The organism is Pedobacter alluvionis (assembly GCF_003664035.1).
GTDB lineage: Bacteria > Bacteroidota > Bacteroidia > Sphingobacteriales > Sphingobacteriaceae > Pedobacter > Pedobacter alluvionis.
Window position 1 is genome coordinate 465,674 of record NZ_RCCK01000010.1, and the last position, 24,376, is coordinate 490,049.

Below are 24,376 nucleotides of genomic sequence, written 5' to 3' on the forward strand. Positions count from 1 at the left end.
CTTTATCTTTACGCAGTTTTTACTTTTAAGAAAGCCGAAGAATCCTGATTTGGTCACAATGAAAATATCGCTCATCACAGTTGTTTATAACGGAGAAACCTTTTTGCAGGAGTGTTTTAATTCAATAATGGCACAAACCTATTCTGATATAGAATATATAGTGATTGATGGCGGATCGACAGACAGTACACTGGATATTATTCAAAAAAACCATTCTGCCATTGATTATTTTATTTCAGAAAAAGATAATGGCTTATATGATGCAATCAATAAAGGGATTCAGCGCGCAACCGGAGAGGTAATTGGGATTTTAAATGCCGATGACCTGTTTGCCAGTCCTGATGTACTGACATCTGTAGCCAAAACCTTTACCAGCCTGCCGAAAATAGATGGACTTTATGGTGACCTCAATTACATTCATCCTGTAACGCATAAAGTGATCAGGACCTGGAAATCATACCAGAACACATTTGAAGATATTAAAAAAGGATGGATGCCCGCACACCCCACGCTGTATTTGAAAAGGGCGTTGTTTGAAAAAAATGGATATTATGCTTTGAATTTAGGCACTGCAGCCGATTACGAGTTAATATTACGTTACTTTTATACTCATAAAATTGAGGCAGCTTATTTGCCTGTTTTAATGGTTAATATGCGCACAGGAGGCGTAAGCAATCAATCTTTAATGAGCAGGATCTCTGCCTTTGCGAATGATTATAAGGCCCTGAAAAGAAATCGCGTACCGTATCCGCTTTTTGTAGTGGTCAGGAAAAAACTGAGTAAACTCAATCAATTTTAATCTTTTATATAAGTTGGATCATAAATGTGGAATAGTTATTCTGAAGCTTAATTTATTTCATAAAAATCAATATAAATGACAGGAGAACTTAAACTTAATAAAATTTCTGCTGATTATCGGGTGATCTGTTGTCTGGCCAGCAAATAACATGATATAAATCCTACATCTCATTTGATTTATATCATGTTAAAGAATTATAATAGCCGTTTTTTAAGCGTACATTGCTTATATTTGTATTACTAAGTTATCCCGCTTTGTTTGAAAATATACTGAATAGCAACACTAATTATTTCTACATAGCCATATTTATTCTGGCCTTTTCCATCGTGATAATCAGTATTCCGAGTGTGATTTATACATCTTTAAAGTATGGCCTTTTTGATAAGAACGACCTTTACCGTAAAAACCATAAACGTAATATTTCACGTTTAGGTGGCTTGGCTATTATTGGTAGCTTTACAGTTAGTATTTTGCTTTTTTCTGCTATTATTAATTTTAAAGAGGCCAATTTTTTAATTGCATCGTGTATTGTGTTGTCAGCACTTGGCCTAAAAGACGATGTTCATGGCACCAATACCAGTACAAAATTTATTTTGCAGATCGTGGTCGCCTTTATCCTTGTGTTTTTTGGAGCTTTCCGTCTAACAAGTTTGTACGGTGTGTTGGGCATAGGAGATATGGCCCCTCTATGGGGAAGCCTTTTTTCCATCGCGCTCATTATCTTCCTGAACAATGCATTCAACTTAATAGATGGCATAGATGGATTGGCAGGTGGAATAGGCATTTTAACAAGCCTGGTTTTCGGTATTTTGTTTTCTTCGATGGGGCAGGTACCTTATGCATTTATCGCCTTTGCATTGGCAGGTGCTATAGCAGGCTTTTTAAAGTACAACTGGTTTCCTGCAAAAATATTTATGGGCGATACAGGAGCCTTGATTATTGGACTTATTTCTGCAGCATTGGCTATTAAGTTTATCGAACTAAATAAGTTTACAGGCGAGAATAAACCGGCTTTTTATTCAGCCCCGGCAATAGCTGTTGCCATCCTGATTGTGCCGATATTTGATTCTTTAAGGGTATTTACGGTACGGATATTAAAAGGTCATTCTCCCTTTAAGGGCGACCGTAACCATATCCACCACCGTCTGGAAAATATGGGCATCAGAACAAACTGGATTGTAATTTCTGCACTTGGCCTTAACATATTTGTTCTTGCTGCTACCCTTGTATTGCAGAACCTTGGAAATTTTGTTTTAATCCTGATCATTATTGGTATCTGTATTGTATTTAATAGTTTACTAACACTAAGTCTCTTCCTTAAGAAGAAGAAATAAATTCTATTTTAACTATTTTGTACTCTTAATTTTTGCCTCTCAGTGCGTAATTTAAAACTGCTATACTGCATTTTCATCATCTTATATAATCAGGTCTTTGCTTTAATAAATAAACACTAATTTTGCGCTCTAATTTTATATCATGAGGCTGGCAATAAATGGTTTTGGTAGAATAGGAAGAACATTTTTACGCCTGGCACTGGCTGAAGGCTTTGAAGTGGTGGCCATTAACGATCTTGCAGATGCGAAAACAATGGCGCATTTGTTTAAGTATGATAGTGTTCATGGTGTTTTTGCAGGGAACGTTTCGGCAAAGCCAGATGCACTGGTGATTGATAACCTTTTGATTCCGGTTTTTACTATTGCATCAGCTGATAAGCTGCCATGGTCTGCATTGCGTGTTGACTTGGTCATTGATTGCACGGGCAGAAACCTCACAAAATCATCAGCCGAAAAACATATTGCATCAGGTGCAAAACAAGTATTAATTTCCGCTCCGGCAGCCGATGATATTCCAATGGTGGTATTGGGGGTAAACGATGATCATATTGATTTAACAAGTACTGTACTATCAAATGCGAGTTGTACAACCAATAATATTGCGCCCATGATTAAGATTTTAAACGATAATTGGGGTGTTGAAGAAGGTTATATTACCACCATCCATTCCATGACGGGCGATCAGAATCTGCATGATGCAAACCATAAGGATCTGCGTAGGGCAAGGGCAGCTTCATCTTCCATTATCCCAACTACAACTGGTGCAGCAAAAGCCATTACGCATATTTTTCCCGAATTGGATGGGCGTTTGGGTGGTGCAGGAATCAGGGTTCCTGTTTTAAACGGATCTTTAACCGATTTTACCTGTCTGTTAAAGAAGAAAACAACCATCGAAGAAATTAATTCGGCTTTCAAATACGCTGCCGAAAATGAATTGAAAGGCCTTATTGAGTATACTGAAGATCCGATTGTGTCGATCGATATTATTGATAATCCACATTCGTGTATATTCGATTCGCTGTTAACCTCAATTGTAGGCGATCTGGTTAAGGTTGTTGGCTGGTACGATAATGAATACGGTTACAGCAGCCGTTTAATCGATGTGGTCAGAAAAATCGATGCCTTACCTACGAAATAAGCTTTCTTTTCTGCGTTGATTTTAATGCCCAATAAACCAATACCGGTTGAAAAAACAGGCGTAAAAAACGTTTACTATCAGTATTAAGCCCAAAGGCGCTGCGTTTATGGGTGTACTGTGAAATATTCCCGGGGAATACGCCAACAAATAATCCTGCGGCAATTTTGCCTATTAAAGCTTCGTGTTTTTTCGGGGCAAGCACTAATGCGGTACCCAATGCAATTTCAACTAAACCAGAATAAACAACGGTATCGTCTTTTTTCAAAGGCACCCAATCAGGTACCTGTGCCTGGAAAGGTTTGCGCGCAAAGGTCAGATGACCGATTCCGGCAGTAATTAAACCTGCGCCAAGTAATATTCTAGCTGCTGTTTTGATGTTTTCTTCTTTCACGTTATCTGCTTTAATTCACTATCCTATAATTATCAACAAGAAACTGGAAGGTCTGTTTGATAATATGTACATTTTATCCTTGTTTTAAATGATAACCGTTTGATCAGATCGGTTCTATATCCAAAATGTTAGCACTTTATGGCTATTATTATTATCGGGTTTCAATTGCTTTATTAACTTTGCAAACGTTTGCGGCGCACTCTATAGCAATATCCTGAGATCAGGCATAAGCTAATTGATAAAAAAAGTATGGTCAAATTTATTCTCCCGGAAGAAGTTCTACCTTTAAGAAGCCTGGTTTTACGTAATGGCAAACCATTTGAAGCATGTGTTTTCGATGGCGACCTGGCTTACGATACCTTTCACCTGGGTTTTTTAAAAGATGGTGAAATAAAATCTATTGCCACATTTATGCGTAACGATTTTTTTCCGGAAGAAGGGGAGGGCTATCAGCTTAGGGGCATGGCTACACATCCCGATTCAAGCGGGCAAGGTTATGGTGCTGCACTCGTTACTTTTGCCATTGATTACCTGAAAGAATACAATACCGATTATTTATGGTGTAACGCCCGCTCAACAGCTGCGGCTTTTTACAAAAAAATCGGTTTTACTACCGAATCGCCGGAATTTGATATCCCAGGCATCGGTTTCCATTACGAAATGAAATTAAATTTAAATCAAAAATAATTAAACATGAACACCATTGACCAGTTTGACTTTAAAGATAAAAAAGCATTAATCAGGGTAGATTTTAACGTGCCTTTGGATGATGAATTTAAAATTACCGACGATAAAAGAATCAGGGCTGCATTACCAACCATCAGCAAAATTTTAAAAGATGGCGGCGCTGTTATTTTAATGTCTCACTTAGGTCGCCCAAAAGACGGCCCTACAGATAAATATTCTTTAAAACACATCTTATCTGATTTATCTGCTCTTGTTGGTGTAGAAGTTAAGTTTGCTGACGATTGTATTGGCGAAAGTGCAGTTAAACAGGCTGCTGATTTAAAAGCGGGTGAAGTTTTATTATTAGAAAACCTTCGTTTTTACAAAGAAGAAGAAAAAGGTGATGTAGCCTTTGCAGAGAAATTATCAAAATTAGGCGACGTTTATGTAAACGATGCCTTTGGTACTGCTCACCGTGCACATGCCTCAACTTCAATTATTGCCCGGTTTTTCCCGGATGCAAAATACTTCGGTTATTTAATGGCATCGGAAGTGGAAAATGCAGAGAAAATTCTGAACCACGCAGAAAGACCTTTTACAGCAATTATGGGTGGCGCTAAAGTATCTGATAAAATTCTCTTAATTGAGAAATTATTAGATAAGGTAGATAATCTGATTATTGGTGGCGGTATGGCTTACACTTTTGCGAAAGCACAAGGTGGAGAAATTGGTACCTCCTTATTGGAAGCTGATAAACAAGAACTTTCTTTAGAACTGATTGAAAAAGCGAAAGCAAAAGGTGTAAACCTGATTTTACCTGTGGATACGGTAATTGCAGATAAATTTGCAAATGATGCTGATAAAAAAGATGTAACCTCGGGGCAGATTCCTGCAGACTGGATGGGATTAGATATCGGCCCGAAATCAGTTGAGTTGTTCCAGGAGGTAATCAAAAACTCCAAAACTTTATTATGGAATGGTCCGATGGGCGTTTTCGAAATGGAAAGTTTCCAGGTAGGGACTAAAGCTGTAGCAGAAGCAGTTGTGGCGGCTACTAAAAATAATGGCGCATTCTCATTAATTGGTGGTGGTGATTCTGCCGCGGCCATTGCAAAATTCGGAATGGAAGACGAGGTAAGTTATGTTTCTACAGGCGGTGGTGCTTTATTAGAATATATGGAAGGTAAAGAATTGCCGGGGGTTAAAGCCATTAATGGATAAACGATAAATTTTCATATTGAAAAGAAAAGGCCTTGCAGAATTAATTCTGCAAGGCCTTTTTTGTTAATTATTAAAAAGTTTAGAAATTACTTACCGTGCTTGTATCCCACCATAAGCGTGAGGCGATGTCGTCTTTACCCGAGCTTAAAAATGTCGAAGCCTCTGCAACAGCTGAAGCATTTCCGGTTCTTTCTGCAGGTACAAATACCAGTCGCTTTATCCATTGATCGGCTGTTATAATTCCCCAATCCGGGTTACTGTCATTTTTTGCAACATGTGGAATTTTAGGATAACCTGTTCTTCTAAAATCAACCCAGGCCTCTAATGTATTGGTAAAAGTGGCCAGGTATTTTTGTGTAATAATTTTTTCCAGTTTCAATTCATTCGAATCGCCTTCATTCCAGGCTACAGTAATGGTAGAAAGTGCGGTGAAATTATTTCTGCTATCCTTTGGGTCGATATAGTTTATTGGTTTGCTTGTAGCATCAATCAGGTAGGCATCTACCCCTGCTGCTCCCCAATCGGCAAAGGAGAGGCGTACTCCATTTTCATAGTTGGTTTTGGCATCGCCAGCACCTGCCCAACCCCTTAATGCTGCTTCGGCTTTTAAAAAGGCAATTTCCGATGCGGTGAAGCCTCTCCGTTTTTGTACTGATTTGAAATCCGTACTCACGGTAGAATATGGAACTCTATCATCTTTGGCATTTATAAATGCTCCGCTGCGGATACCTTTATACTTATATGAAGGGTGATCAGTAACCAATGATGCATCGCTCACTTCATTAAAATATTTAGCCACGCGGCCATCTTTTAAACCAACCATAAATGATTCCATTGTTGCGCCCATGCGCGTGTCGTTCCAATCAAAACTAATCATAGAAACCGGCATAACATTGCCATTTAAAGGCAAAAGAAAATTTTCGGCATTGGTGCTAATCAATCCAGCAGCATCGGCTAAAGCTTTCTCGCCCTGTGTTTTGGCAATTGTAGGACTAACCTTAACCAAACGCATGGCCAATCGGAAGCGTACTGAATTAAGCAATTTTAACCATAAAGCGATGTCGCCTTTATAACTAGGATCAAATTTGGTAAAGCCAGTGTAAGTGCTGTTTGCTTTCAAGTTGGTTTCAATCTGATCTAACTGGGTAAACATATTATTATATAAATCAGACTCTTTATCGTATTTAATTGCACCTAAACCTGAAGTTCCATAGTTAGCGTAAATTACCGGGCCATGTATAGCTGTTAGTTTAGATATCGCCAATATCCTAACCAGTTTAGCCCAATCGCCAAATAAGGGTAATTTTTTTTCAACAGCAAGCTCAATAACCTGTTTTGATGGAGACATTACGCTACCATATATCCGGTTCCAATAGGCATCAATCCAGCGCAGGTAATAGGTTGTATTATTTACATTCCCAACATAAGGAGTTGGTGTACCCATATAACCCATCCAGTTATCATAGCATAAATCTTCTTCAATTTGATGACCCATCAGGTTAAATAACATTACTGAAAAAGAAGAACCCACTAAATTGAAATCCTGCTCTAATAACTTATCTGTGATCTGATTGGGATTTGTATTGATCTCTTCGAAATTTTTGGTGCAGGAGTTGAATAAAATCAAGGCAAGCACCATTAAACATAATTTTTTCATTACTTTAATATATTAAAAGTTCAACTTAAGATTAAAACCGTAAGAACGTGTAGCAGGAACTGCAAACACGTCATTTGCCTGATTACTATTGTTCGTACTCATTGCTTGCTCAGGATCAAATGGAGCTTTTTTGTAGAAGAAGAACAAGTTACGGCCAATTAACGAAACAGATGCAGATTTAATAGCAGAACCTTTTATTGGTATATTGTAGGCTAATGATATTTGTGCTAAACGAACATTAGTACGTGAGAACACATAAGGTTCCATAATTCCATTTCGGTCACCTATCACGTTGTAGTAATCTACCGGATCGATTGATGTAACTGGTGTATTACCTTTAATGGCATTAATAGGCATGGTTGTACCAGCATCGCGAATATCGCCTGTTCTTTTACTTACCCCGTATGCGTCTAAGAAGGCTTCGGTTTTAGAAAAGGCAACACCACCAAACTTAGCCGATACCAATGCACTTAAACTTAGGTTTTTGTATGTAAAGGTGTTATTCCAGCCCGTTATCAAATCAGGATTTAAATTTCCAACATATTCTTGTGTTGCTGTTCTGGTAGGTTTTCCATCGGCATCCAATATGATTTGGCCAGCTGCATTTCGGGCAAGCTTAAAAATATACAAATCGTTAAAAGAGCCTCCGGATTTAATGATTGAATTAAACCCTTCATCGTTACTGCCTACCTGGTATTCAGGGTTTTCGGCGATAAGTTCTACGATCTTATTTCTATTGCGCGATAAATTAAGTGTTGAGTTCCATTTAAAGTCATCATTTTTTACAGGATCTCCACCAAATGTTAACTCAAAACCTTGGTTCGCTACCTTACCTGCATTTACATAATAAAAAGTATAACCAGAACCAGAAGGAGCTGTTAAAGATAAAAATTGATTCGTACTGGTGTTTTTATAGTAAGTAAAATCAAAACTTAACCTATCATTTAGAAAACGACCTTCTAAACCAATCTCATTACTGATTATTTTTTCGGGTACCAATGTTGCAAATGGCGTTTGTGTATTTCTGTTAATACCACCTATGCCATCTGGTCCGCCTGCACCGCCTATAGTATTACCAGGGTTTACAATGTTATAAGGTACCTCGTTACCTACCTGCGATGTAGATGCCCTTAACTTTAAGAAATTGATTTCTTTAGGCATGGTTACCATTTGGCTAATGATCGCCGATAAACCAGCTGAATAGTAAAAATAGGAGTCATTTCCGGTAGTAGCTAGTGTAGAAGCATAGTCGTTTCGGCCAGCCAAATCAACATAGATCATATCTTTAAAGCCCAATGAAGCATTGGCGAATAAGCCTTGTTTCTGAACTCTGCTGTAAGTTTGGTTAATAACCAGATTATATGGCAGGTTTGCAAAACTGAAAAAGTTTGGGTACTGAAGCGGCACTGTACCGTTTCCAAAAGTCATCCCATCGTTAAAAGTATAATCCTGAATACTTGCGCCCAATACACTGTTCAAGCTTAATTTACCAAAAGTATTATCATAGCTTAAAATGGCATCACCATATAAGGCCTTGTCATTATATTTGGTATAATTCCAGGTGCCATTAGAACTTACGCTTACCGAGTTTCCGCCTGCAGCATAACGATAATCTAATAGTCTGTCATTATAATCAATGTTACCACGTACATCAAACTTAAAATGTGGTAAAAATGCGTATGATGCTTTTGCTGTAGCAATTACCCTGTTGCTGGTAGAAAGTTTTGGGTCGTTATACAATTCCCAGTATGGGTTGTTTTGTTTTTCTTCACTGGAATACCAATTTTGCTTAAACAGGTTTCTAGTAGCATCAAAAATTTGATAATTGTTTTTGTAATCATCAAAATTTCTTTCCCGTGCAAATAGATATAACCCTGTTATTGGGTTGTTGTAATAACCCGCACCAGGGCGGTTCTTCGACTTTTCGTAAGAAAATCTCACATTACCGCTTAAAGTAAGTTTGTCATCAAATAATTTTGTTTCCTGACTTAACGTAACATTATGCTTGTTGTAAGTGCTGGTTGGTACAATACCTGTTGCATAATTGTTACCGTATGAAAAATAAGTGGTTGTTCTTTCATTCCCGCCAGATACAGATACCGAATTAATCGTATTCACACCGGTCTGAAAAAAATCATCAATATAATTACTCTGGTAATTTCCTTTGGTTTTAGACCAACTCCTATCATTTCCGGCTTCAGCTCCATAACTGAACTGAAATTCCGGTAATGTAGCAGCACTGCTGAAATTGGTTATAGAATTTAAAGCAATTGAGATTTTGCCATTTTGACCTTTTTTTGTGTTAATTAAAATCACACCATTTGCACCCTGACTGCCATATAAAATGGCTCCGTTTGCGCCCCTTAAAATAGTAACTGATTCAAAATCATCCTGATTTAGCGCTGATAAACCATCACCTGCATCAGTGCCTCCGTAAGATCCCGGCTGCCCGCCTTTGTTATTTACTACAGGAACCCCATCAATTACAAAAAGAGCTTCGCTGTTTCCCGCAATTGATTTAGAACCCCTTAATACTGTTTTTGTTGAGCCCCCTACACCAGAGTTACTGATTCCCACATCAACACCTGCAGCCTTGCCACTTAAAGCTTCCATGAAATTGGGACTACCGGCTTTCGTTAATTCTGGGCCAGAGAGTTGCTGAGCAGCAAAGGTAAGTGCTCTTTTCTCGCGTTTTACACCTAAAGCGGTAACTACCACCTCTGTTAAGTTTGCATTGCCGGAAGGTTTTAGCTTTACTATTACATTAGTTAAATTACTAATGTTTATCTCTTGCGAATCCATGCCGACATACGAAATCACCAAAATTGTGGCCTCATCAGGAATGTTTAGCACAAACTTACCGTCATTTCCTGTAAGTGTTTTAGCGCTGGTTCCCTTAGCCACCACAGTTGCACCAGGGAGTGGAAGCCCAGTCTCATCAGTTACTAATCCATTGATCGTCTTAGCGAGTTTGACGCTAATACTTTTTGGAATGTTTACCATTGGAATGATGTTTTTGTTTCTTACAGTACCTTCACCCCTGGCTGCATTTTGTAAGCAAAGACCAGCTACAGCTACGAGTGCTAGGTTCCGCAGGCCTCTGGTTACGCTAGGAGTTTTGATTTCTAGCGCATTGATAGCGGAATAAATGTTACTCATTTTCATACAATTTGTTAGTTTAGTTTTAGTTTACTCTATTAAATGTCGAGCCTTAGGCATTGAAACCGCAACAAATGATTTTTTAGCACTATTGAATAAAAAACATAAAACGTTTTACGAACTCTTAACTATGATTAGTTAGGAGGTGTGAAATTTGAATAGTTTAGTTTTAGTTCTGTATTGTTAAGTGTTTAAATGTTCAAGTTTTAGGTTGTTTACTTTTAGGTTTGTACGACGATATTTAATTTTGTCGCTGTAATTTATAAAAATATTGTTACAATTCAATTAATCAAAGAGAATTTTTAGCTGCCCAAATGTATTTAACTGCTTAATAAGTTAACTACATCCACAAGAAAAAAATGGTTGGTTTACGTTGCCTGCTTATTGCAGGTATACCTGCCAAAACATTTGCTGCAACTACAGAATTGATCGCATTTATTTACTTGCTGAGCCCAAAGAGTTTTATCGGCTGATGGGACATTACTGTTGAGGTAAACGGAAAGCCGGCAACATTAAAACTATAAGGCTTAAACTGTAGCGAAAATAACCGCTACCAGAACCAAGGTTTCCTGTACTTTGGTTAAATGTTACGTCAGATAAAAGCAGTGCCAAATTATCAATAGTGATGAAGCTTACTCCAGTGGCAAGTTCGAAAAGCAACTGAAAGACTTTATACATGCGAAATAGCCAAAAAGTATTTTCAGCCGTGGGTGCAGTCAGCTGTTACCAACTGACTGCAAGAGAATGCCTAAGCGTTCATACTAGAACACTTCTAAGCCGGTATTAAGCAGTACCATATAAACAGCTAAATAACATACCAAAAAAGCCGTTGATAACGCAAAATATCGTGTTAACTTATGGCTGCCTTTTTTAAATGGAAATAAAAACAGGATATTGAATATTTCAGATAACAAGGCGCAGATGAAATTTAAACAGACCATCACACAGCTAAACGCCACAACGAAAATGGCCGGCTGGATAATGATTCCCGAGGGAAGGCCATAGAGTGCCCCCATAATAAAACTGATTAATAGGATAATCATGGCATATTTTAATCCTGATTTAAACTGGATCAGGAAATAGCTGCCCAATTTAGGAAGGGGCATTTTAACTTTCGCTGGTTTTAATTCTTTTTCAGTTACCGGAGTTCCTGATGTCTCATCTAAAGCTGCTTCATTTGTTTTACCCTTTTTGCCTCTCTTTTGTTTCCTGTAACGTGGCCACCAGATTATAAAACCTGTAATAAAAAGCGCAAGCGGCATTAGACCGGCAATAAGGGCGATAATTTGTGTAGGCCTGCCACCGAAGCTTCCGTAGTGGATAGGTGTTAACCAGCTGAGGTAAGCATTACCGACATTGGGGAAATCCTTGCGGCTGTTTAATAATGTTTTGCCTGTGTATTGATCTACAATCAACATTTCCCGTTTTCCAACCCTTGGAAGATTTCCACTCAGCATGTCGAGGCGATATGCTCCCATTTTATCTGCCGGGAAGGCAATACCGCCAATGTAAGCATTTGGCATTTTTTCCTTGGCTGCATGAACAATAGCTGTAAGTGGCAATGGGGTAGCTTCTGCATGCCATGCTGATTTAGCACCCAGGAGTTGGGCAACACCCTGCGGCGATTTTCCGCTAAGCAAAAATAACAGCGGAATAACAAGCGTAGAAAAAGTGATTGAGAAACCAGTAAGGCTCAATATTGCTACAATAGGCGAGGAGTAAAAACCCAGTGAATTGTGCCAATCATAGTTTTGGCGTTTAAATGATCCGCTAAATCTTACTGTAAGTGCCGATTTTAATTGTTTCCATTTCTTCGGAATCCATAAACGCAGACCCGAGATCGTCAGAATTAAAAGGCAGAGAGAAGCCAGTCCGCAGATATATCGTCCGGCAACCGGAATTAGCAGTGTCCGGTGCAGTTCAGTAACCACATGGATGAAAGAACTGGTATGTATTCTTTTACCACCTATTTTTCCGGTATAGGGATTAATAAAAGTTTCTTCATTACTTTTTAAATTGATTACGCTATAAGCTTCATTGGGGTTCTTGAAGTTATTTAGCATCAGGTAATCGATTTTTAGCCTGGGATAGTTCTTTTTTATGAGTGGCACAATCTCTTCCACCGGCATTTTTTGCTTTTGCGCAATTACCTCAAACAGATCTGGATTCAAAGCCCGGTCAATCTCGTCCTGAAAAACAAGTATGCTTCCTGTAATGCCTATAAAAGCAACAATTGCCCCGGCAATAATGCCAATATAAAGATGCCATTTACCAAACCACCTTTTTTGGTGTTTTGCCCAGTTTAGTTTTTTAGAATTCTGTTCTGATTTCATTTTTGAGCGTTTTACAGCTTTGCAAAAGTTATTTTGGTTTATACCACAAAGAAATCGTTTTAATTGGTATTGTGCAAATTATATTTAATAAGTCTAAATAAGATATTGGGATGGAGATATTAGCAGACAACCGCCCAATTTTTAGTTTGCTTTATTTTCCAGGACAGGCATTCTTTAATTTGGCGTGAGTAGTGATCTTTGAGACGCGATAATTGAGGAATATTATACCATAATATAAGGTATTAAGCCACTCAATTTTAAAGCTATTTAAGTTTTATGCTGAAAATTGGGCGGACCTGACACTTTTAAATAATGTATTTTTAACCTGCTTATTATCAGTTGTTAATGGCTTTTTGATTGTGCTGGTAAGCTTATTCTAACTATATTGGCTGACCATTATTGTAACAAAAAAGATGTGGAAAACTTTTTTGTGGTAAAAAGTGGTAAAAAGTGGTAGAACTATTTACTTTTACACTTGATAAAAAGTGTAGATACCACTATGACCCAACTTTTAGGAGAATTCGATTGTAAACTTGACGCAAAGGGCCGCCTTATGGTGCCTGCTGCGCTTAAGAAACAATTGCCTGATTCTGAGAAAGAAGGGTTAATTATTAACCGTGGTTTTGAGAAAAACCTGGTGATCTATCCAAAGAAAGTTTGGGATGCTATCGTTACCGATTTAAGCAAACTGAACATCTACGAAAAAAACAACAGAGAATTTATCCGTTCGTTTACCAGGGGTGCAACCGAGCTTTCGCTTGATGCAGCTGGTCGTGTGCTTTTGCCAAAATCGCTGGTTGATTATGCGGGTATAGGGAGTGATCTTGTATTGGCTTGTCAGTTAGATCGTATCGAGGTTTGGGACAAAAAATCTTACGAAGATATTTTTGATGATGTACCTGAGAATTTTGCAAACCTTGCCGAGCAGGTAATGGGTGGAAAGAAAGGAGGGGCTGATGTCGAATAATTATCATGTACCCGTAATGTTGCAGCCGTGTATTGATGGCTTGAATATTAAGCCTGATGGGGTTTATGTTGATGTAACCTTTGGTGGCGGTGGTCATTCGAAAGAGATTTTGAAACATCTCGGTCCAAAAGGAAGATTAATTGCTTTTGATCAGGATCCTGATGCTCAGGCAAATGTTCCTGCTGATGATCGTTTTATTTTTATCGACCAGAACTTCGGTTTTCTGAAAAATAACCTCCGTTTAAAAGGTTTTAAGCAGGTTGATGGTATTCTGGCAGATCTTGGCGTTTCCTCTCATCAGTTTGATGTGCCGCAACGTGGTTTTTCCATCCGTCATAATGCAGATCTGGATATGCGTATGGATCAGCACCGCGATTTAACGGCTGCTGAAATATTGAATACCTATACCGAAGATAAGCTGCATAAGATATTTGGAATTTATGGAGAAGTTAAAAATGCGAAATCTTTAGCGCGCGCTATTGTGACTTCGCGTTTAGAGCAGTCTTTTACTGATATCGACAGTTTGAAATCAGCTATTGCCGGTTATATCCCAAAGGGAAAAGAAAATAAGTATTTAGCACAAGTTTTTCAGGCGCTGCGTATAGAAGTGAATGCAGAAATTCAGGTGCTTGAAGATTTTTTGATGCAGGCTGCTGATGTGCTGAAGCCGGGTGGTCATTTGGTGGTGATGTCATATCATTCTTTAGAAGACAGGCCGGTTAAAAACTTTATGGCGAAAGGGAAATTTCAGGGAGAGGTAGAAAAAGATTTCTTCGGAAATCAGCAAAAGCCATTTAATGTAATTACACGCAAAGCGATAATTGCTACTGATGCGGAGATTGCGCAAAACAATAGGGCCCGCAGTGCGAAACTTAGAATTGCAGAAAAGATATGAACAGGTTTAGGGAAGAGATAGAAGAGGAAGAGGTTGGGCCTGAACCAGAATTAAAAGCCGTGCCTAAAAGGCCAAAAACTGCTGAGGAAAAAATGGATAGCAATTCATTTATCAGCAAGCTTTTTAATGATGGATTAGTAAGTAAAGAGGCGGCAACTGATGCTTTGCCTTATTTGTGTTTTCTGGCCCTTTTGGGAATGATTTATATTGCTAATAGCCATTTTGCGGTAAACAATGTGCGCCGTATTGATAAATTAAATAAAGAAGTAAAAGAATTAAGATGGGAGTATAAATCCCTTAAAGCCGACCTGATGTTCAAGAGTAAATTGACGGAGGTTGCTAAAAAGGTAGATACCCTTGGTATAAAAGAACTGATTGAACCACCAAAAAAAATAATTGTTAAAAGCGATGAATATTAGAGCAAACATCTTGCTTCGTGTATATCTGGCATTTGGCTTAATTGTGCTTTTTGCTTTCGCGGTGTTTTTACGCCTCGGTCAGGTGCAGTATGTGCAAGGAAAAAAATGGAAAGCTATGGCGGATAGTCTTTCTACACGATATGTAAATGTGGAAGCTACCCGTGGGAATATTTATTCTAACGATGGCAGTTTGCTGGCTACTTCGATACCGGAATATGAATTGCGTATGGATATGTTTGCCGGTGGCATAACTGATGATAAAGTATTTAATGAAAAAGTAGATTCGCTGGGATATAAATTATCGCAGATTTTTCAGGATAAAACGGCCAAAGAATATGCTCGTTATCTGCGTAAGGGCCGTCAGGATAGTGCGCGTTATTTGTTGATCCACCGTAAAGTAGGTTATGCTGATCTTAAAACCATCAGAACTTTTCCTTTATATAATATTGGTAAGTTCAGTGGCGGTTTAATCGCTGTTCAACAGAACAAGCGGATTCTTCCTTTTCAGGCTTTAGCTGCCCGTACAATCGGTTATAAAAACGAAAATGTAGCTAATGGTGTAGGTTTAGAGGGGGCGTATAAAGAATATATCAATGGTGAAACCGGAAAAAGGTTGATGCAGCGTATTGCAGGCGGTGTTTATATCCCGGTAAACGAAGAGGCTGAAGTAGCGCCAAAAGATGGTGCTGATATTATCTCTACTATTGATGTAAACATGCAGGATCTGGCACAAAGTGCTTTAGAAAAACAACTAATTAAATCGCAGGCCGATCATGGTACAGTGATATTGATGGAAGTGGCAACGGGCGAAATCCGTGCGGTAGCCAATTTCTCTAAAGTGGAAGAAGGTGTGTACAAAGAAAAATTTAATTATGCTATTGCCGGTAACCAGGATCCGGGCTCAACTTTTAAACTGGCCTCTTACATGGCGCTTTTAGAAGATAAGCTGATAGATACCAATACAATGATCGGGACAGGTTACTATCAGATCCCTGGGAAGCTGATTACGGATTCGCACCCGAAAATTGAGACAGTCACTGCAAAAAAAGCTTTTGAAACGTCTTCTAATGCTGCAATTGCAAAGCTGATCAATATGCATTATGGCAACGATCCGATAAAATTTACTGATCACTTATATGATTGGCATCTGAACCAAAAAATGGACTTACAGATTCCTGGCGAGGCAATGCCGGTGGTTAAAAATCCTAAAACAAACAAAAGCTGGAATAAAAATATGACCCTTCCTCAAATGGCTTATGGTTATGAGATGCAATTAACGCCATTAAAAATGCTTACCATGTATAATGCGGTGGCTAACAATGGTAAAATGGTAGCGCCAATTTTTGTGAAAGAGATCAGAAGGCTGGGTAATCCGATCGAGCAGTTTAAAGCAAGGGTAATTAACGATAAAATATGTTCGGATGTTACCTTGAGCAAAATCAAAAAAATGCTTGAAGGGGTAGTGACTGAAGGCAGTGGAAAGCAGGTTGTTTACAATCCATTATATCCGATTGCGGGTAAAACAGGTACTGCCCAGGTGGCTGATGCGAATAAGGGATATAAAGCCAATAAACAATATCAGGCTTCTTTTGTGGGCTATTTTCCGGCAGATAAACCTAAGTATTCTTTGATCGTCGTAATCAATGATCCTAAAGGTGCTTATTATGGTGCTACAGTTTCAGGCCCGGTTTTCAGGGAAATCGCCGACCGTATTTACGCCAGCGATATGCAGATGTACAATGATGTACCTACGCGCCTGGTTGGTAATACCGGAACACCGCCAACAAAGGCCGGACAGAGTAAAGCGACTCAGAAAGTATATAAAGCATTCGGATTTAAGCCACTTTTTGCTTCAAAATCTGAGTATTACAATATTATTGATACCAGTGCAGGAACAATTTTCCAGGAAAATAGCGAGCGTAAAGGTGTAATGCCAAACGTGTCGGGGATGGGCCTTAAAGATGCATTGTACCTTTTAGGTAACGCTGGTTTAAAGACCAAAGTTTTTGGATCAGGCAAAGTGATCAGCCAGTCTATAGCTGCTGGTACAAAGGTGGGCAAGGGATTAGGCGTACAAATAGAGTTGAATTAAGGTGTAAGGTAAAAGGTATAGGGTTTAAGGTCTTGCTACTCGATACTCACTACTTAATACTAAAAAAAATAAAAAAATGCAATTACAAGATTTACTTTACGGCGTAACGATTAAAGAATTGGCTGGTAAAACCGATAGGGAAATCAGTGCACTGAATTTCGATTCGCGTAAGGTAGGTAAAGATGATATCTTTTTTGCAATAGTAGGGACTTTGGCTGATGGACACCAATTTATTGAGCAAACCATTCAGCAAGGTGCAGGTGTGATCATCTGCGAGAATTTGCCGGAAATCCAGGACTTTACGGTTACTTATATTAAAGTAGAAAATACATCAGTTGCTTTAGGGATCATTGCTGGTAATTATTTTGGAAATCCTTCAGCAGATTTAAAACTGATTGGTATTACCGGAACAAACGGAAAAACCACCATCGCTACCCTTCTTTTTAAATTATTTAAAGATCTGGGTTATAAAACCGGGCTTTTATCAACAGTAGAGAATTATATTAACGATACTGTAGTGCCTGCCACGCACACTACACCGAATCCTATTGCCTTAAACCAACTTTTAAGGGATATGGTAAATGCAGGCTGCGATTTTTGCTTTATGGAAGTGAGTTCGCATGCAGTATCACAACACCGGATCGAAGGATTAACTTTTTCTGGTGGGGTATTTTCGAATTTAACACACGATCATTTAGATTTTCATAAAACTTTTGATGCTTATCTGAAAGCTAAAAAGGCATTTTTTGATATGCTGCCTAAATCGGCATTTGCATTGACCAATATCGACGATAAAAACGGTATGGTGATGCTGCAAAATACCAAAGCACATAAAAAAACCTATGCCCTTAAACAACTGGCTGATTTCAAAGCGAAAATAATTGAAAATCAGTTCAGTGGCTTACACCTGGATATCGATAATGAAGATGTTTACTTCAAACTGGTAGGCTCTTTTAATGCGTATAACTTACTCGCTGTTTACGGAACCGCAATTTTGCTGGAACAGGATAAACTAAAAGTATTGACCTTGTTGAGCCGTTTATCAGGTGCTGAAGGAAGGTTTGATTATATCACTTCTGCCGATAAGATTATTGGTATTGTAGATTATGCCCATACGCCAGATGCCGTTCAGAATGTGTTGAGTACCATTGCCAATATCCGCAAAGGAACCGAACAGGTAATTACCGTAATCGGTTGCGGTGGAGATCGCGACAAAACAAAACGCCCGATTATGGCCCAGGTGGCCTGCGATTGGAGTGACAAGGTGATTCTAACTTCAGATAATCCACGAACAGAAGATGCCCAGACTATAATTAACGATATGGAAGCTGGGGTTTCGCCAACCAATCAACGTAAAACCTTATCCATTTTAGATAGAAGAGAAGCGATAAAAACAGCCTGTCATTTAGCGCAACCGGGAGATATTATTCTTGTTGCGGGTAAAGGACATGAGAAATACCAGGAAATTAATGGCGTAAGGGACCATTTTGATGATAAAGAAATTTTACTTGAACAATTAAAACCAATCAGCTAATGTTATATTTATTATTCGAATACCTGCATAAGCATTATGATATACCCGGTTTAAGGTTGTTTCAATACATCACTTTTCGTGCATCTATCTCTATTATTTTATCGTTGATCATTACTACCGTTTATGGCCGCAGGTTGATAGATTACCTGCATAAAAAACAAGTTGGAGAAACGGTAAGAAATTTAGGATTAGAAGGACAGATGCAAAAACAAGGTACGCCAACTATGGGTGGTATCATTATTTTGCTGGGTATTCTTATTCCGACCTTGTTATTTGCCAATATTTCCAATATCTACGTCATCCTGATGATTATCACCACCATTTGGATGGGTGCAATCGGGTTTTTGGATGATTATATCAAAGTATTCAAAAAAAATAAGGAAGGTTTAGCTGGTCGCTTTAAAGTAGTCGGCCAGGTAGGTTTGGGCTTAATTGTAGGTACAACCATGTATTTTCACCCTAATATTGTGGTAAGAGAAACCGTGCAGGATAATGTTAAAAACACTTCTACGGTTCCGATGGTATTGCGCCAGAAAGGAGAAACCTTTTATTATACCCAGGATGTAAAATCTTCAAAAACAAATATGCCTTTTTATAAGAACAATGAGTTCGATTATGCCAAGGTATTGAAGTTTTTAGGTGGCGATTATCAGAAATATGCGTTTATCATATTTCTGATCTTTACCGTATTTATTATTACAGCGGTTTCAAATGGGGCTAATATTACCGATGGTATTGATGGTCTTGCTACGGGTACTTCTGCTGTAATAGGCATTACACTTGGGATTCTTGCTTATGTTTCAGGTAATACGATCATGGCCGATTACCTCAACATCATGTACATTCCCAATTCGGCAGAGCTGATGATTTTTGCCGGAGCCTTTGTTGGTGCATGCGTAGGTTTTCTTTGGTACAATTCTTACCCTGCCCAGATTTTTATGGGTGATACCGGAAGTTTGGCTATTGGTGGTATTATTGCCGCATTTGCACTCATGATCCGTAAAGAACTTTTGATTCCGATTTTATGTGGAATATTCCTGGTAGAACTGGTATCGGTAATTATGCAGGTTTCCTACTTTAAATATACCAAGAAGAAATTTGGAGAAGGACGCAGGATTTTCCTGATGTCGCCTTTGCATCACCATTACCAGAAAAAAGGATACCACGAAGCCAAAATTGTAACCCGCTTCTGGATTATAGGAATCATGCTTGCAATTATGACCATTGTAACATTGAAACTGAGGTAGGTTGAGGTTGAAGTAGAGGGTTTGAAGGTTGAGGGGAAAAGCTGAAAGACTAAAAGATAAAAGAGAGAAAAATAAAAAAAAGTTAAAGTGTGGAGGTATTCCTGTCTCGATGCTTGATACCAGTTACTTAATACTAGAAAAAAATAAAAAATGAGCACGAATAACATCACATCAAGCAATACTAAGTCAGCAATGACCGGGCAGGGCCGTGTGGTTATTCTTGGTGCCGGTGAAAGTGGGGTAGGTGCCGCAAAATTGGCTCAGGCCAAAGGTTTCGAGGTATTTGTTTCCGATTACGGTGTAATTACTGATAAATATAAAGCCGCATTAGAAAAGCTTGGCGTACCATTTGAATCTGAAAAGCATACTGAAGAATTAATTCTGAATGCGACGGAAGTAATTAAAAGTCCGGGTATTCCGTCTACGGCGCCAATTGTTAAAAAGCTGGTAGCTCAAGGTATTCCGGTGATTTCAGAGATTGAATTTGCTAAAAGATATACCCATGCTAAAACCATCTGCATTACAGGTTCCAATGGTAAATCAACCACGAGCCTGTTAACCTATCACATCTTAAAAAATGCCGGGTTAAATGTAGGCTTGGCCGGTAACATCGGACAGAGTTTTGCCGCACAGGTGGCTACAGAAGATTACGAATATTATGTATTGGAAATCTCGAGCTTTATGCTTGATGATATGTTCGAATTTAAAGCCGATATCGCGGTTTTGCTCAACATCACCCCAGATCATTTAGATCGGTACGATTATAAACTGGAGAATTATGCTGCATCTAAAATGCGCATTGTTCAAAACCAAACTGCAGCTGATGTTTTCATCTATTGTGCAGATGACGAAGAGAGCCTGAAAGCCATTACGCTGATTAAGCCGATAGCAAAAGCCTTTCCTTTTTCTATTACTAAAAAAGTAGCGATTGGTGCTTATTTAGAAAAAAATACGATACATATCCTTACAGAACCAAATAACCAACTAACCATGTCTATTTCAGATTTAGCCTTACAGGGCAAGCACAACATTTACAATTCTATGGCCTCAGGCATTGTGTCTAAAGTTTTAGAATTAAGAAATGAGACCATCCGCGAGAGCATGGGCAATTTCAAAAATATTGAGCACAGGTTAGAGCATGTGGCCAAAATTTCGGGGATCGATTTTATTAACGATAGTAAAGCCACGAATGTAAACTCTACATGGTATGCTTTAGAAAGTATGACTAGTGATGTAGTGCTGATTATGGGTGGTGTTGATAAAGGAAACGATTACAATATGCTTAAAGACCTGGTTAAAAGTAAGGTTAAGGCTATCGTTTGTTTGGGTAAGGACAACAAACGTATCCACGATGCTTTTGAAGATGATGTAGAAGTAATTGTAAATACTTTTTCGGCTGATGAAGCAGCGCAGATTGCCTTTCACCTGGCTAAACGTGGCGACGCAGTATTGTTATCACCTGCATGTGCAAGTTTTGACTTGTTTAAAAATTACGAAGACCGCGGTAACCAGTTTAAAGCGGCAGTTAGAGAATTATAATAGGAGGTACAATAGATGTTGCAGGCACTACTTAATAAAACAAAAGGCGATAGATGGATCTGGCTGATCATCATCCTGCTTTCGCTTATATCTGTTATGGCGGTATACAGTGCAACAGGTACTTTGGCCTATAAAAAAGGAGAAGCCGTAGAAAAACTTTTGCTTACCAAACACTTAATTTTTGTGTTGATGGGTATTGGCATGATTTATATCGCCCACCTGCTGGATTACCGTTATTACGCTGGTATTTCGAAGGTGCTAATGATTGTAACCATTCCTTTGCTGTTTTATACATTAATATTCGGAACGAATTTGAACGATGCTTCCAGATGGGTTAAAATACCCGTAATAGGATTAACCTTTCAAACTTCCGATTTGGCTAAACTCGCATTGATTACCTTTCTGGCCAGGATGCTCACTAAAAAGCAAGAAAATATTAAAAATGTTAAAGAGTCATTTATACCAATTATGGGCTCGGTTTGTGTGGTGTTTGTTTTAATCGCACTGGCCAATCTATCTACAGCATTAATGCTGTTTGGTGTAAGTATATTGCTGTTAATTATTGGTAGGATTAGTATTAAGCAGATCGCAATTGTTTGTGCAGGCGGCTTCGTGTTGCTGTTGTTCGTTTTCTTTTTGGGACCAAGGAGAAAAACTTACATGTCGCGTATCAATACGTTTATGCATCCCGAAATGCAGCATTCAGACAAAACTTTCCAGGCAGATCAGGCAAAAATTGCCCTAGCTACTGGTGGTGTTTTTGGTAAAGGACCAGGTAATAGTACACAACGCAATTTCCTACCACACCCGTATTCCGATTTTATTTTCGCCATTATTATTGAAGAGTGGGGAACCGTGGGAGGAATTGTAATCATGATACTATACCTGGTGCTTTTATACCGATGTATCAAGATCGTAACCCGGGCGCCCAAGGCCTTCGGTGCGCTCCTGGCGGCCGGATTGAGTTTCAGTCTCACCATTCAGGCTTTCGCAAATATGGCGGTAGCTGTAGGACTGGGGCCGGTAACAGGGGTTCCGCTTCCATTGGTAAGCATGGGCGGTACATCGATGATTTTTACCAGTGTGGCCTTTGGTATTATTTTGAGCGTAAGCCGCGATGTAGAAGAAAACGCAAGTGCATCTACAAAAGAGGATAAAGAGAAAGTAAAAAATAAAGTGATTGTTGGAGAGATACCAGCATTTGGATAAATAAAGACAACCACAAAGAAACAAAAGAACACAATAGCTACAATGAAACCTAGTAAAACATATCTAACCGATTTAACTTATCAGGTCAATGGGGCTGCAATTGAAGTGCATAAGGCTCTTGGAGCTGGGTTGTTGGAAAGTACGTATCATAAATGCATGAAACATGAGCTAGTGCTGCGAGGGATTTCTTTTATGACGGAAATGCTTGTACCGGTAAATTATAAAGGACTGGCTATAGATGCAAATTTGAGGTGTGATTTATTTATTGAAAATATATTGACGGTTGAATTAAAGTCTGTTGACAAATTAATGCCCATTCACGAAGCTCAAATTATTACTTATATGAAGCTATTAGGTTCTCCAAAGGGAATAATTTATAATTTCAATACAGTTAATTTATATAGTGAAGGACAAAAGACATACGTAAACGATTTATTTAGACTATTACCTGAATAATCAAATATTAGCTATTGTTCGTTTGGTGGGCAATATTTACAATAAAATAAAATATAACTTTTGTTCACTATTGTGCCTTTTGTGGTGAAGTAGTTAGCATTAAAAACAATTAAAATGAATAATTCCCCAAAAATTATCATATCAGGTGGTGGCACCGGTGGGCATATTTTTCCCGCCGTAGCCATAGCCAATGCGCTAAAACGCATGGTGCCAACCTGTGAAATCTTGTTTGTGGGTGCGCTAGGCCGAATGGAAATGGAAAAAGTTCCTGCAGCCGGATATAAAATTATAGGATTAAACATTAGTGGGATGCAACGCGGCTCGATTATTAAAAATCTGGTACTACCGTTCAAAGTAATCGGAAGTGTGCGTAAAGCTATGCAGATTATTAATGATTTTAAGCCCGATGTTGTAGTAGGTGTTGGTGGTTATGCTTCAGGACCATTATTGTATGCAGCTTCATTGAAGGGAATTCCTTACCTCATCCAGGAACAGAATTCCTATGCAGGAATAACCAATAAGTGGTTAGGCAAAAAGGCTTCGAAAATCTGTGTCGCCTTTGATGACATGGATCAGTTTTTTCCAGCTGATAGAATTTTGAAAACAGGAAATCCTGTTCGCCAGGAAGTGGTTGATATTAAAGGAAAACATTTTCAGGGTGCCGAATTGTTAAAGCTAGATCCATTGAAAAAGACCATTATGGTTACTGGTGGAAGTTTAGGCGCAGGCACACTGAATAAAGCGATTGAAAAACATTTACCCGATATCCTTGCACAAGATGTGCAGGTGATCTGGCAAACAGGTAAATATTACTATAAAGGAATTATTGAGAGATTGGGCTTAGACTATCACCCCAATGTTAGGATCCTTGAGTTTTTAAATAAAATGGATTTGGCTTATGCTGCAGCAGATGTAATTGTGAGCCGGGCAGGAGCGGGAACCATAGCAGAACTTTGTTTAATTAAGAAACCAGTGATTTTGGTGCCTTCGCCAAATGTAGCAGAAGACCATCAAACCAAAAACGCCATGGCCCTGGTTAAAAATGGAGCAGCAATATTAATTAACGACCGCTCTGCTGAAGATACCCTGGTTAAGGAAGCATTGGTATTGCTCACGAATAAAGAGCACTGCGAAACGCTAGCTCAAAACCTGGCTATGATGGCATTGCCACAGGCAGATGAAATTATTGCGAATGAAGTATTGAAACTTATAAAGTTGAAAGTCCAAAGGGAGGAATAAGTAGTAAATAAAATAAAAAATATAACTGGAAGATAGAGAGGAGGCTTTAAGCTTTGGTCTTTCGCTTCAAACTTAAAATAG

The 24,376-nt window shown here is 38.7% G+C and carries 20 protein-coding genes; 15 read left to right on the plus strand and 5 right to left on the minus strand.

Annotation, left to right across the window (positions count from 1 at the left end; translation table 11 throughout):
* Window positions 1-58: 58 nt before the first annotated feature.
* The 3 genes from BCL90_RS02065 to gap all read left to right on the plus strand — a co-directional run bounded on the left by BCL90_RS02065 (window position 59) and on the right by gap (window position 3,271).
* Window positions 59-799 (plus strand): glycosyltransferase family 2 protein, encoded by a 741-nt coding sequence (locus BCL90_RS02065; RefSeq protein WP_121282294.1) that lies wholly within the window; start codon window positions 59-61, stop codon window positions 797-799.
* 254 nt (window positions 800-1,053) lie between these two features.
* Window positions 1,054-2,133 carry an MraY family glycosyltransferase gene (locus tag BCL90_RS02070; RefSeq protein ID WP_244095035.1) on the plus strand — a complete coding sequence of 360 codons (1,080 nt, stop codon included), beginning with the start codon at window positions 1,054-1,056 and terminating at the stop codon, window positions 2,131-2,133.
* 142 nt (window positions 2,134-2,275) lie between these two features.
* Window positions 2,276-3,271: a type I glyceraldehyde-3-phosphate dehydrogenase gene (gene gap / locus BCL90_RS02075; protein ID WP_208529830.1), complete on the plus strand. Its 996-nt coding sequence runs from the start codon at window positions 2,276-2,278 to the stop codon at window positions 3,269-3,271.
* Here the strand turns inward: gap and BCL90_RS02080 are convergent.
* Complete coding sequence (locus BCL90_RS02080; protein WP_121282296.1) at window positions 3,261-3,662, minus strand: DoxX family protein; 402 nt, start codon at window positions 3,660-3,662, stop codon at window positions 3,261-3,263. The two genes, gap and BCL90_RS02080, sit on opposite strands and share 11 nt — an antisense overlap.
* A 249-nt stretch (window positions 3,663-3,911) precedes the next feature.
* Here BCL90_RS02080 and BCL90_RS02085 point away from each other — a divergent pair, with 249 nt between their 5' ends.
* The gene (locus tag BCL90_RS02085) at window positions 3,912-4,349 is read left to right on the plus strand and encodes a GNAT family N-acetyltransferase (protein WP_121282297.1); all 438 of its coding nucleotides are present in this window, start codon (window positions 3,912-3,914) and stop codon (window positions 4,347-4,349) included.
* 6 nt (window positions 4,350-4,355) lie between these two features.
* A complete protein-coding gene (locus BCL90_RS02090) occupies window positions 4,356-5,549 on the plus strand; it encodes a phosphoglycerate kinase (RefSeq protein WP_121282298.1) in 1,194 nt (397 codons plus the stop codon).
* 79 nt (window positions 5,550-5,628) lie between these two features.
* Here BCL90_RS02090 and BCL90_RS02095 read toward each other — a convergent pair whose 3' ends face one another.
* From BCL90_RS02095 to BCL90_RS02110, 4 genes are all read right to left on the minus strand, one after another.
* Window positions 5,629-7,206 (minus strand): SusD/RagB family nutrient-binding outer membrane lipoprotein, encoded by a 1,578-nt coding sequence (locus tag BCL90_RS02095; protein ID WP_121282299.1) that lies wholly within the window; start codon window positions 7,204-7,206, stop codon window positions 5,629-5,631.
* A gap of 12 nt (window positions 7,207-7,218) precedes the next feature.
* Entirely contained in the window at window positions 7,219-10,365 is a 3,147-nt protein-coding gene (locus BCL90_RS02100) for a SusC/RagA family TonB-linked outer membrane protein (RefSeq protein ID WP_208529831.1), read from the minus strand.
* Between the two features lie 480 nt (window positions 10,366-10,845).
* Entirely contained in the window at window positions 10,846-11,043 is a 198-nt protein-coding gene (locus tag BCL90_RS02105) for a hypothetical protein (protein WP_121282300.1), read from the minus strand.
* 83 nt (window positions 11,044-11,126) lie between these two features.
* Entirely contained in the window at window positions 11,127-12,698 is a 1,572-nt protein-coding gene (locus tag BCL90_RS02110) for a PepSY-associated TM helix domain-containing protein (protein ID WP_121282301.1), read from the minus strand.
* A 499-nt stretch (window positions 12,699-13,197) separates the two neighbouring features.
* On the opposite strand from BCL90_RS02110, the gene mraZ reads away from it, so the two are divergent.
* The 10 genes from mraZ (at window position 13,198) to murG (ending at window position 24,295) form a co-directional block, all read left to right on the plus strand.
* Window positions 13,198-13,665, plus strand: coding sequence for a division/cell wall cluster transcriptional repressor MraZ (gene mraZ / locus BCL90_RS02115; protein ID WP_121282302.1), 468 nt, complete (start codon window positions 13,198-13,200; stop codon window positions 13,663-13,665).
* Window positions 13,655-14,560: a 16S rRNA (cytosine(1402)-N(4))-methyltransferase RsmH gene (rsmH, locus tag BCL90_RS02120; protein WP_121283426.1), complete on the plus strand. Its 906-nt coding sequence runs from the start codon at window positions 13,655-13,657 to the stop codon at window positions 14,558-14,560. Before mraZ ends, rsmH begins: the two co-directional genes overlap by 11 nt.
* Window positions 14,557-14,979 carry an FtsL-like putative cell division protein gene (locus BCL90_RS02125; protein WP_121282303.1) on the plus strand — a complete coding sequence of 141 codons (423 nt, stop codon included), beginning with the start codon at window positions 14,557-14,559 and terminating at the stop codon, window positions 14,977-14,979. The genes rsmH and BCL90_RS02125 overlap by 4 nt, the downstream gene beginning before the upstream one ends.
* A complete protein-coding gene (locus tag BCL90_RS02130) occupies window positions 14,969-17,071 on the plus strand; it encodes a penicillin-binding protein (RefSeq protein WP_121282304.1) in 2,103 nt (700 codons plus the stop codon). The genes BCL90_RS02125 and BCL90_RS02130 overlap by 11 nt, the downstream gene beginning before the upstream one ends.
* A gap of 76 nt (window positions 17,072-17,147) precedes the next feature.
* The gene (locus BCL90_RS02135) at window positions 17,148-18,605 is read left to right on the plus strand and encodes a UDP-N-acetylmuramoyl-L-alanyl-D-glutamate--2,6-diaminopimelate ligase (RefSeq protein WP_121282305.1); all 1,458 of its coding nucleotides are present in this window, start codon (window positions 17,148-17,150) and stop codon (window positions 18,603-18,605) included.
* Window positions 18,605-19,852, plus strand: coding sequence for a phospho-N-acetylmuramoyl-pentapeptide-transferase (mraY, locus tag BCL90_RS02140; RefSeq protein ID WP_121282306.1), 1,248 nt, complete (start codon window positions 18,605-18,607; stop codon window positions 19,850-19,852). The genes BCL90_RS02135 and mraY overlap by 1 nt, the downstream gene beginning before the upstream one ends.
* A 150-nt stretch (window positions 19,853-20,002) precedes the next feature.
* Window positions 20,003-21,391 (plus strand): UDP-N-acetylmuramoyl-L-alanine--D-glutamate ligase, encoded by a 1,389-nt coding sequence (gene murD, locus BCL90_RS02145; RefSeq protein WP_121282307.1) that lies wholly within the window; start codon window positions 20,003-20,005, stop codon window positions 21,389-21,391.
* 15 nt (window positions 21,392-21,406) lie between these two features.
* Window positions 21,407-22,600: an FtsW/RodA/SpoVE family cell cycle protein gene (locus BCL90_RS02150; protein WP_208529832.1), complete on the plus strand. Its 1,194-nt coding sequence runs from the start codon at window positions 21,407-21,409 to the stop codon at window positions 22,598-22,600.
* A 42-nt stretch (window positions 22,601-22,642) separates the two neighbouring features.
* The gene (locus BCL90_RS02155; protein ID WP_121282308.1) at window positions 22,643-23,056 is read left to right on the plus strand and encodes a GxxExxY protein; all 414 of its coding nucleotides are present in this window, start codon (window positions 22,643-22,645) and stop codon (window positions 23,054-23,056) included.
* Window positions 23,057-23,170: 114 nt separating this feature from the next.
* The gene (gene murG, locus BCL90_RS02160; protein ID WP_121282309.1) at window positions 23,171-24,295 is read left to right on the plus strand and encodes an undecaprenyldiphospho-muramoylpentapeptide beta-N-acetylglucosaminyltransferase; all 1,125 of its coding nucleotides are present in this window, start codon (window positions 23,171-23,173) and stop codon (window positions 24,293-24,295) included.
* The last annotated feature ends 81 nt before the right edge of the window (window positions 24,296-24,376 follow it).

Bases quoted from the DNA above. Each gene is read 5' to 3' on its own strand.
- murG (WP_121282309.1), top strand. From the start codon at position 23,171: ATGAATAATTCCCCAAAAATTATCATATCAGGTGGTGGCACCGGTGGG.
- BCL90_RS02085 (WP_121282297.1), top strand. From the start codon at position 3,912: ATGGTCAAATTTATTCTCCCGGAAGAAGTTCTACCTTTAAGAAGCCTG.
- BCL90_RS02135 (WP_121282305.1), top strand. From the start codon at position 17,148: ATGCAATTACAAGATTTACTTTACGGCGTAACGATTAAAGAATTGGCT.
- murD (WP_121282307.1), top strand. From the start codon at position 20,003: ATGAGCACGAATAACATCACATCAAGCAATACTAAGTCAGCAATGACC.
- mraZ (WP_121282302.1), top strand. From the start codon at position 13,198: ATGACCCAACTTTTAGGAGAATTCGATTGTAAACTTGACGCAAAGGGC.
- BCL90_RS02100 (WP_208529831.1), bottom strand. From the start codon at position 10,365: ATGAGTAACATTTATTCCGCTATCAATGCGCTAGAAATCAAAACTCCT.
- BCL90_RS02095 (WP_121282299.1), bottom strand. From the start codon at position 7,206: ATGAAAAAATTATGTTTAATGGTGCTTGCCTTGATTTTATTCAACTCC.
- BCL90_RS02130 (WP_121282304.1), top strand. From the start codon at position 14,969: ATGAATATTAGAGCAAACATCTTGCTTCGTGTATATCTGGCATTTGGC.
- mraY (WP_121282306.1), top strand. From the start codon at position 18,605: ATGTTATATTTATTATTCGAATACCTGCATAAGCATTATGATATACCC.
- BCL90_RS02090 (WP_121282298.1), top strand. From the start codon at position 4,356: ATGAACACCATTGACCAGTTTGACTTTAAAGATAAAAAAGCATTAATC.
- BCL90_RS02105 (WP_121282300.1), bottom strand. From the start codon at position 11,043: ATGTATAAAGTCTTTCAGTTGCTTTTCGAACTTGCCACTGGAGTAAGC.
- BCL90_RS02150 (WP_208529832.1), top strand. From the start codon at position 21,407: ATGTTGCAGGCACTACTTAATAAAACAAAAGGCGATAGATGGATCTGG.
- gap (WP_208529830.1), top strand. From the start codon at position 2,276: ATGAGGCTGGCAATAAATGGTTTTGGTAGAATAGGAAGAACATTTTTA.
- BCL90_RS02110 (WP_121282301.1), bottom strand. From the start codon at position 12,698: ATGAAATCAGAACAGAATTCTAAAAAACTAAACTGGGCAAAACACCAA.
- BCL90_RS02065 (WP_121282294.1), top strand. From the start codon at position 59: ATGAAAATATCGCTCATCACAGTTGTTTATAACGGAGAAACCTTTTTG.
- rsmH (WP_121283426.1), top strand. From the start codon at position 13,655: ATGTCGAATAATTATCATGTACCCGTAATGTTGCAGCCGTGTATTGAT.
- BCL90_RS02155 (WP_121282308.1), top strand. From the start codon at position 22,643: ATGAAACCTAGTAAAACATATCTAACCGATTTAACTTATCAGGTCAAT.
- BCL90_RS02125 (WP_121282303.1), top strand. From the start codon at position 14,557: ATGAACAGGTTTAGGGAAGAGATAGAAGAGGAAGAGGTTGGGCCTGAA.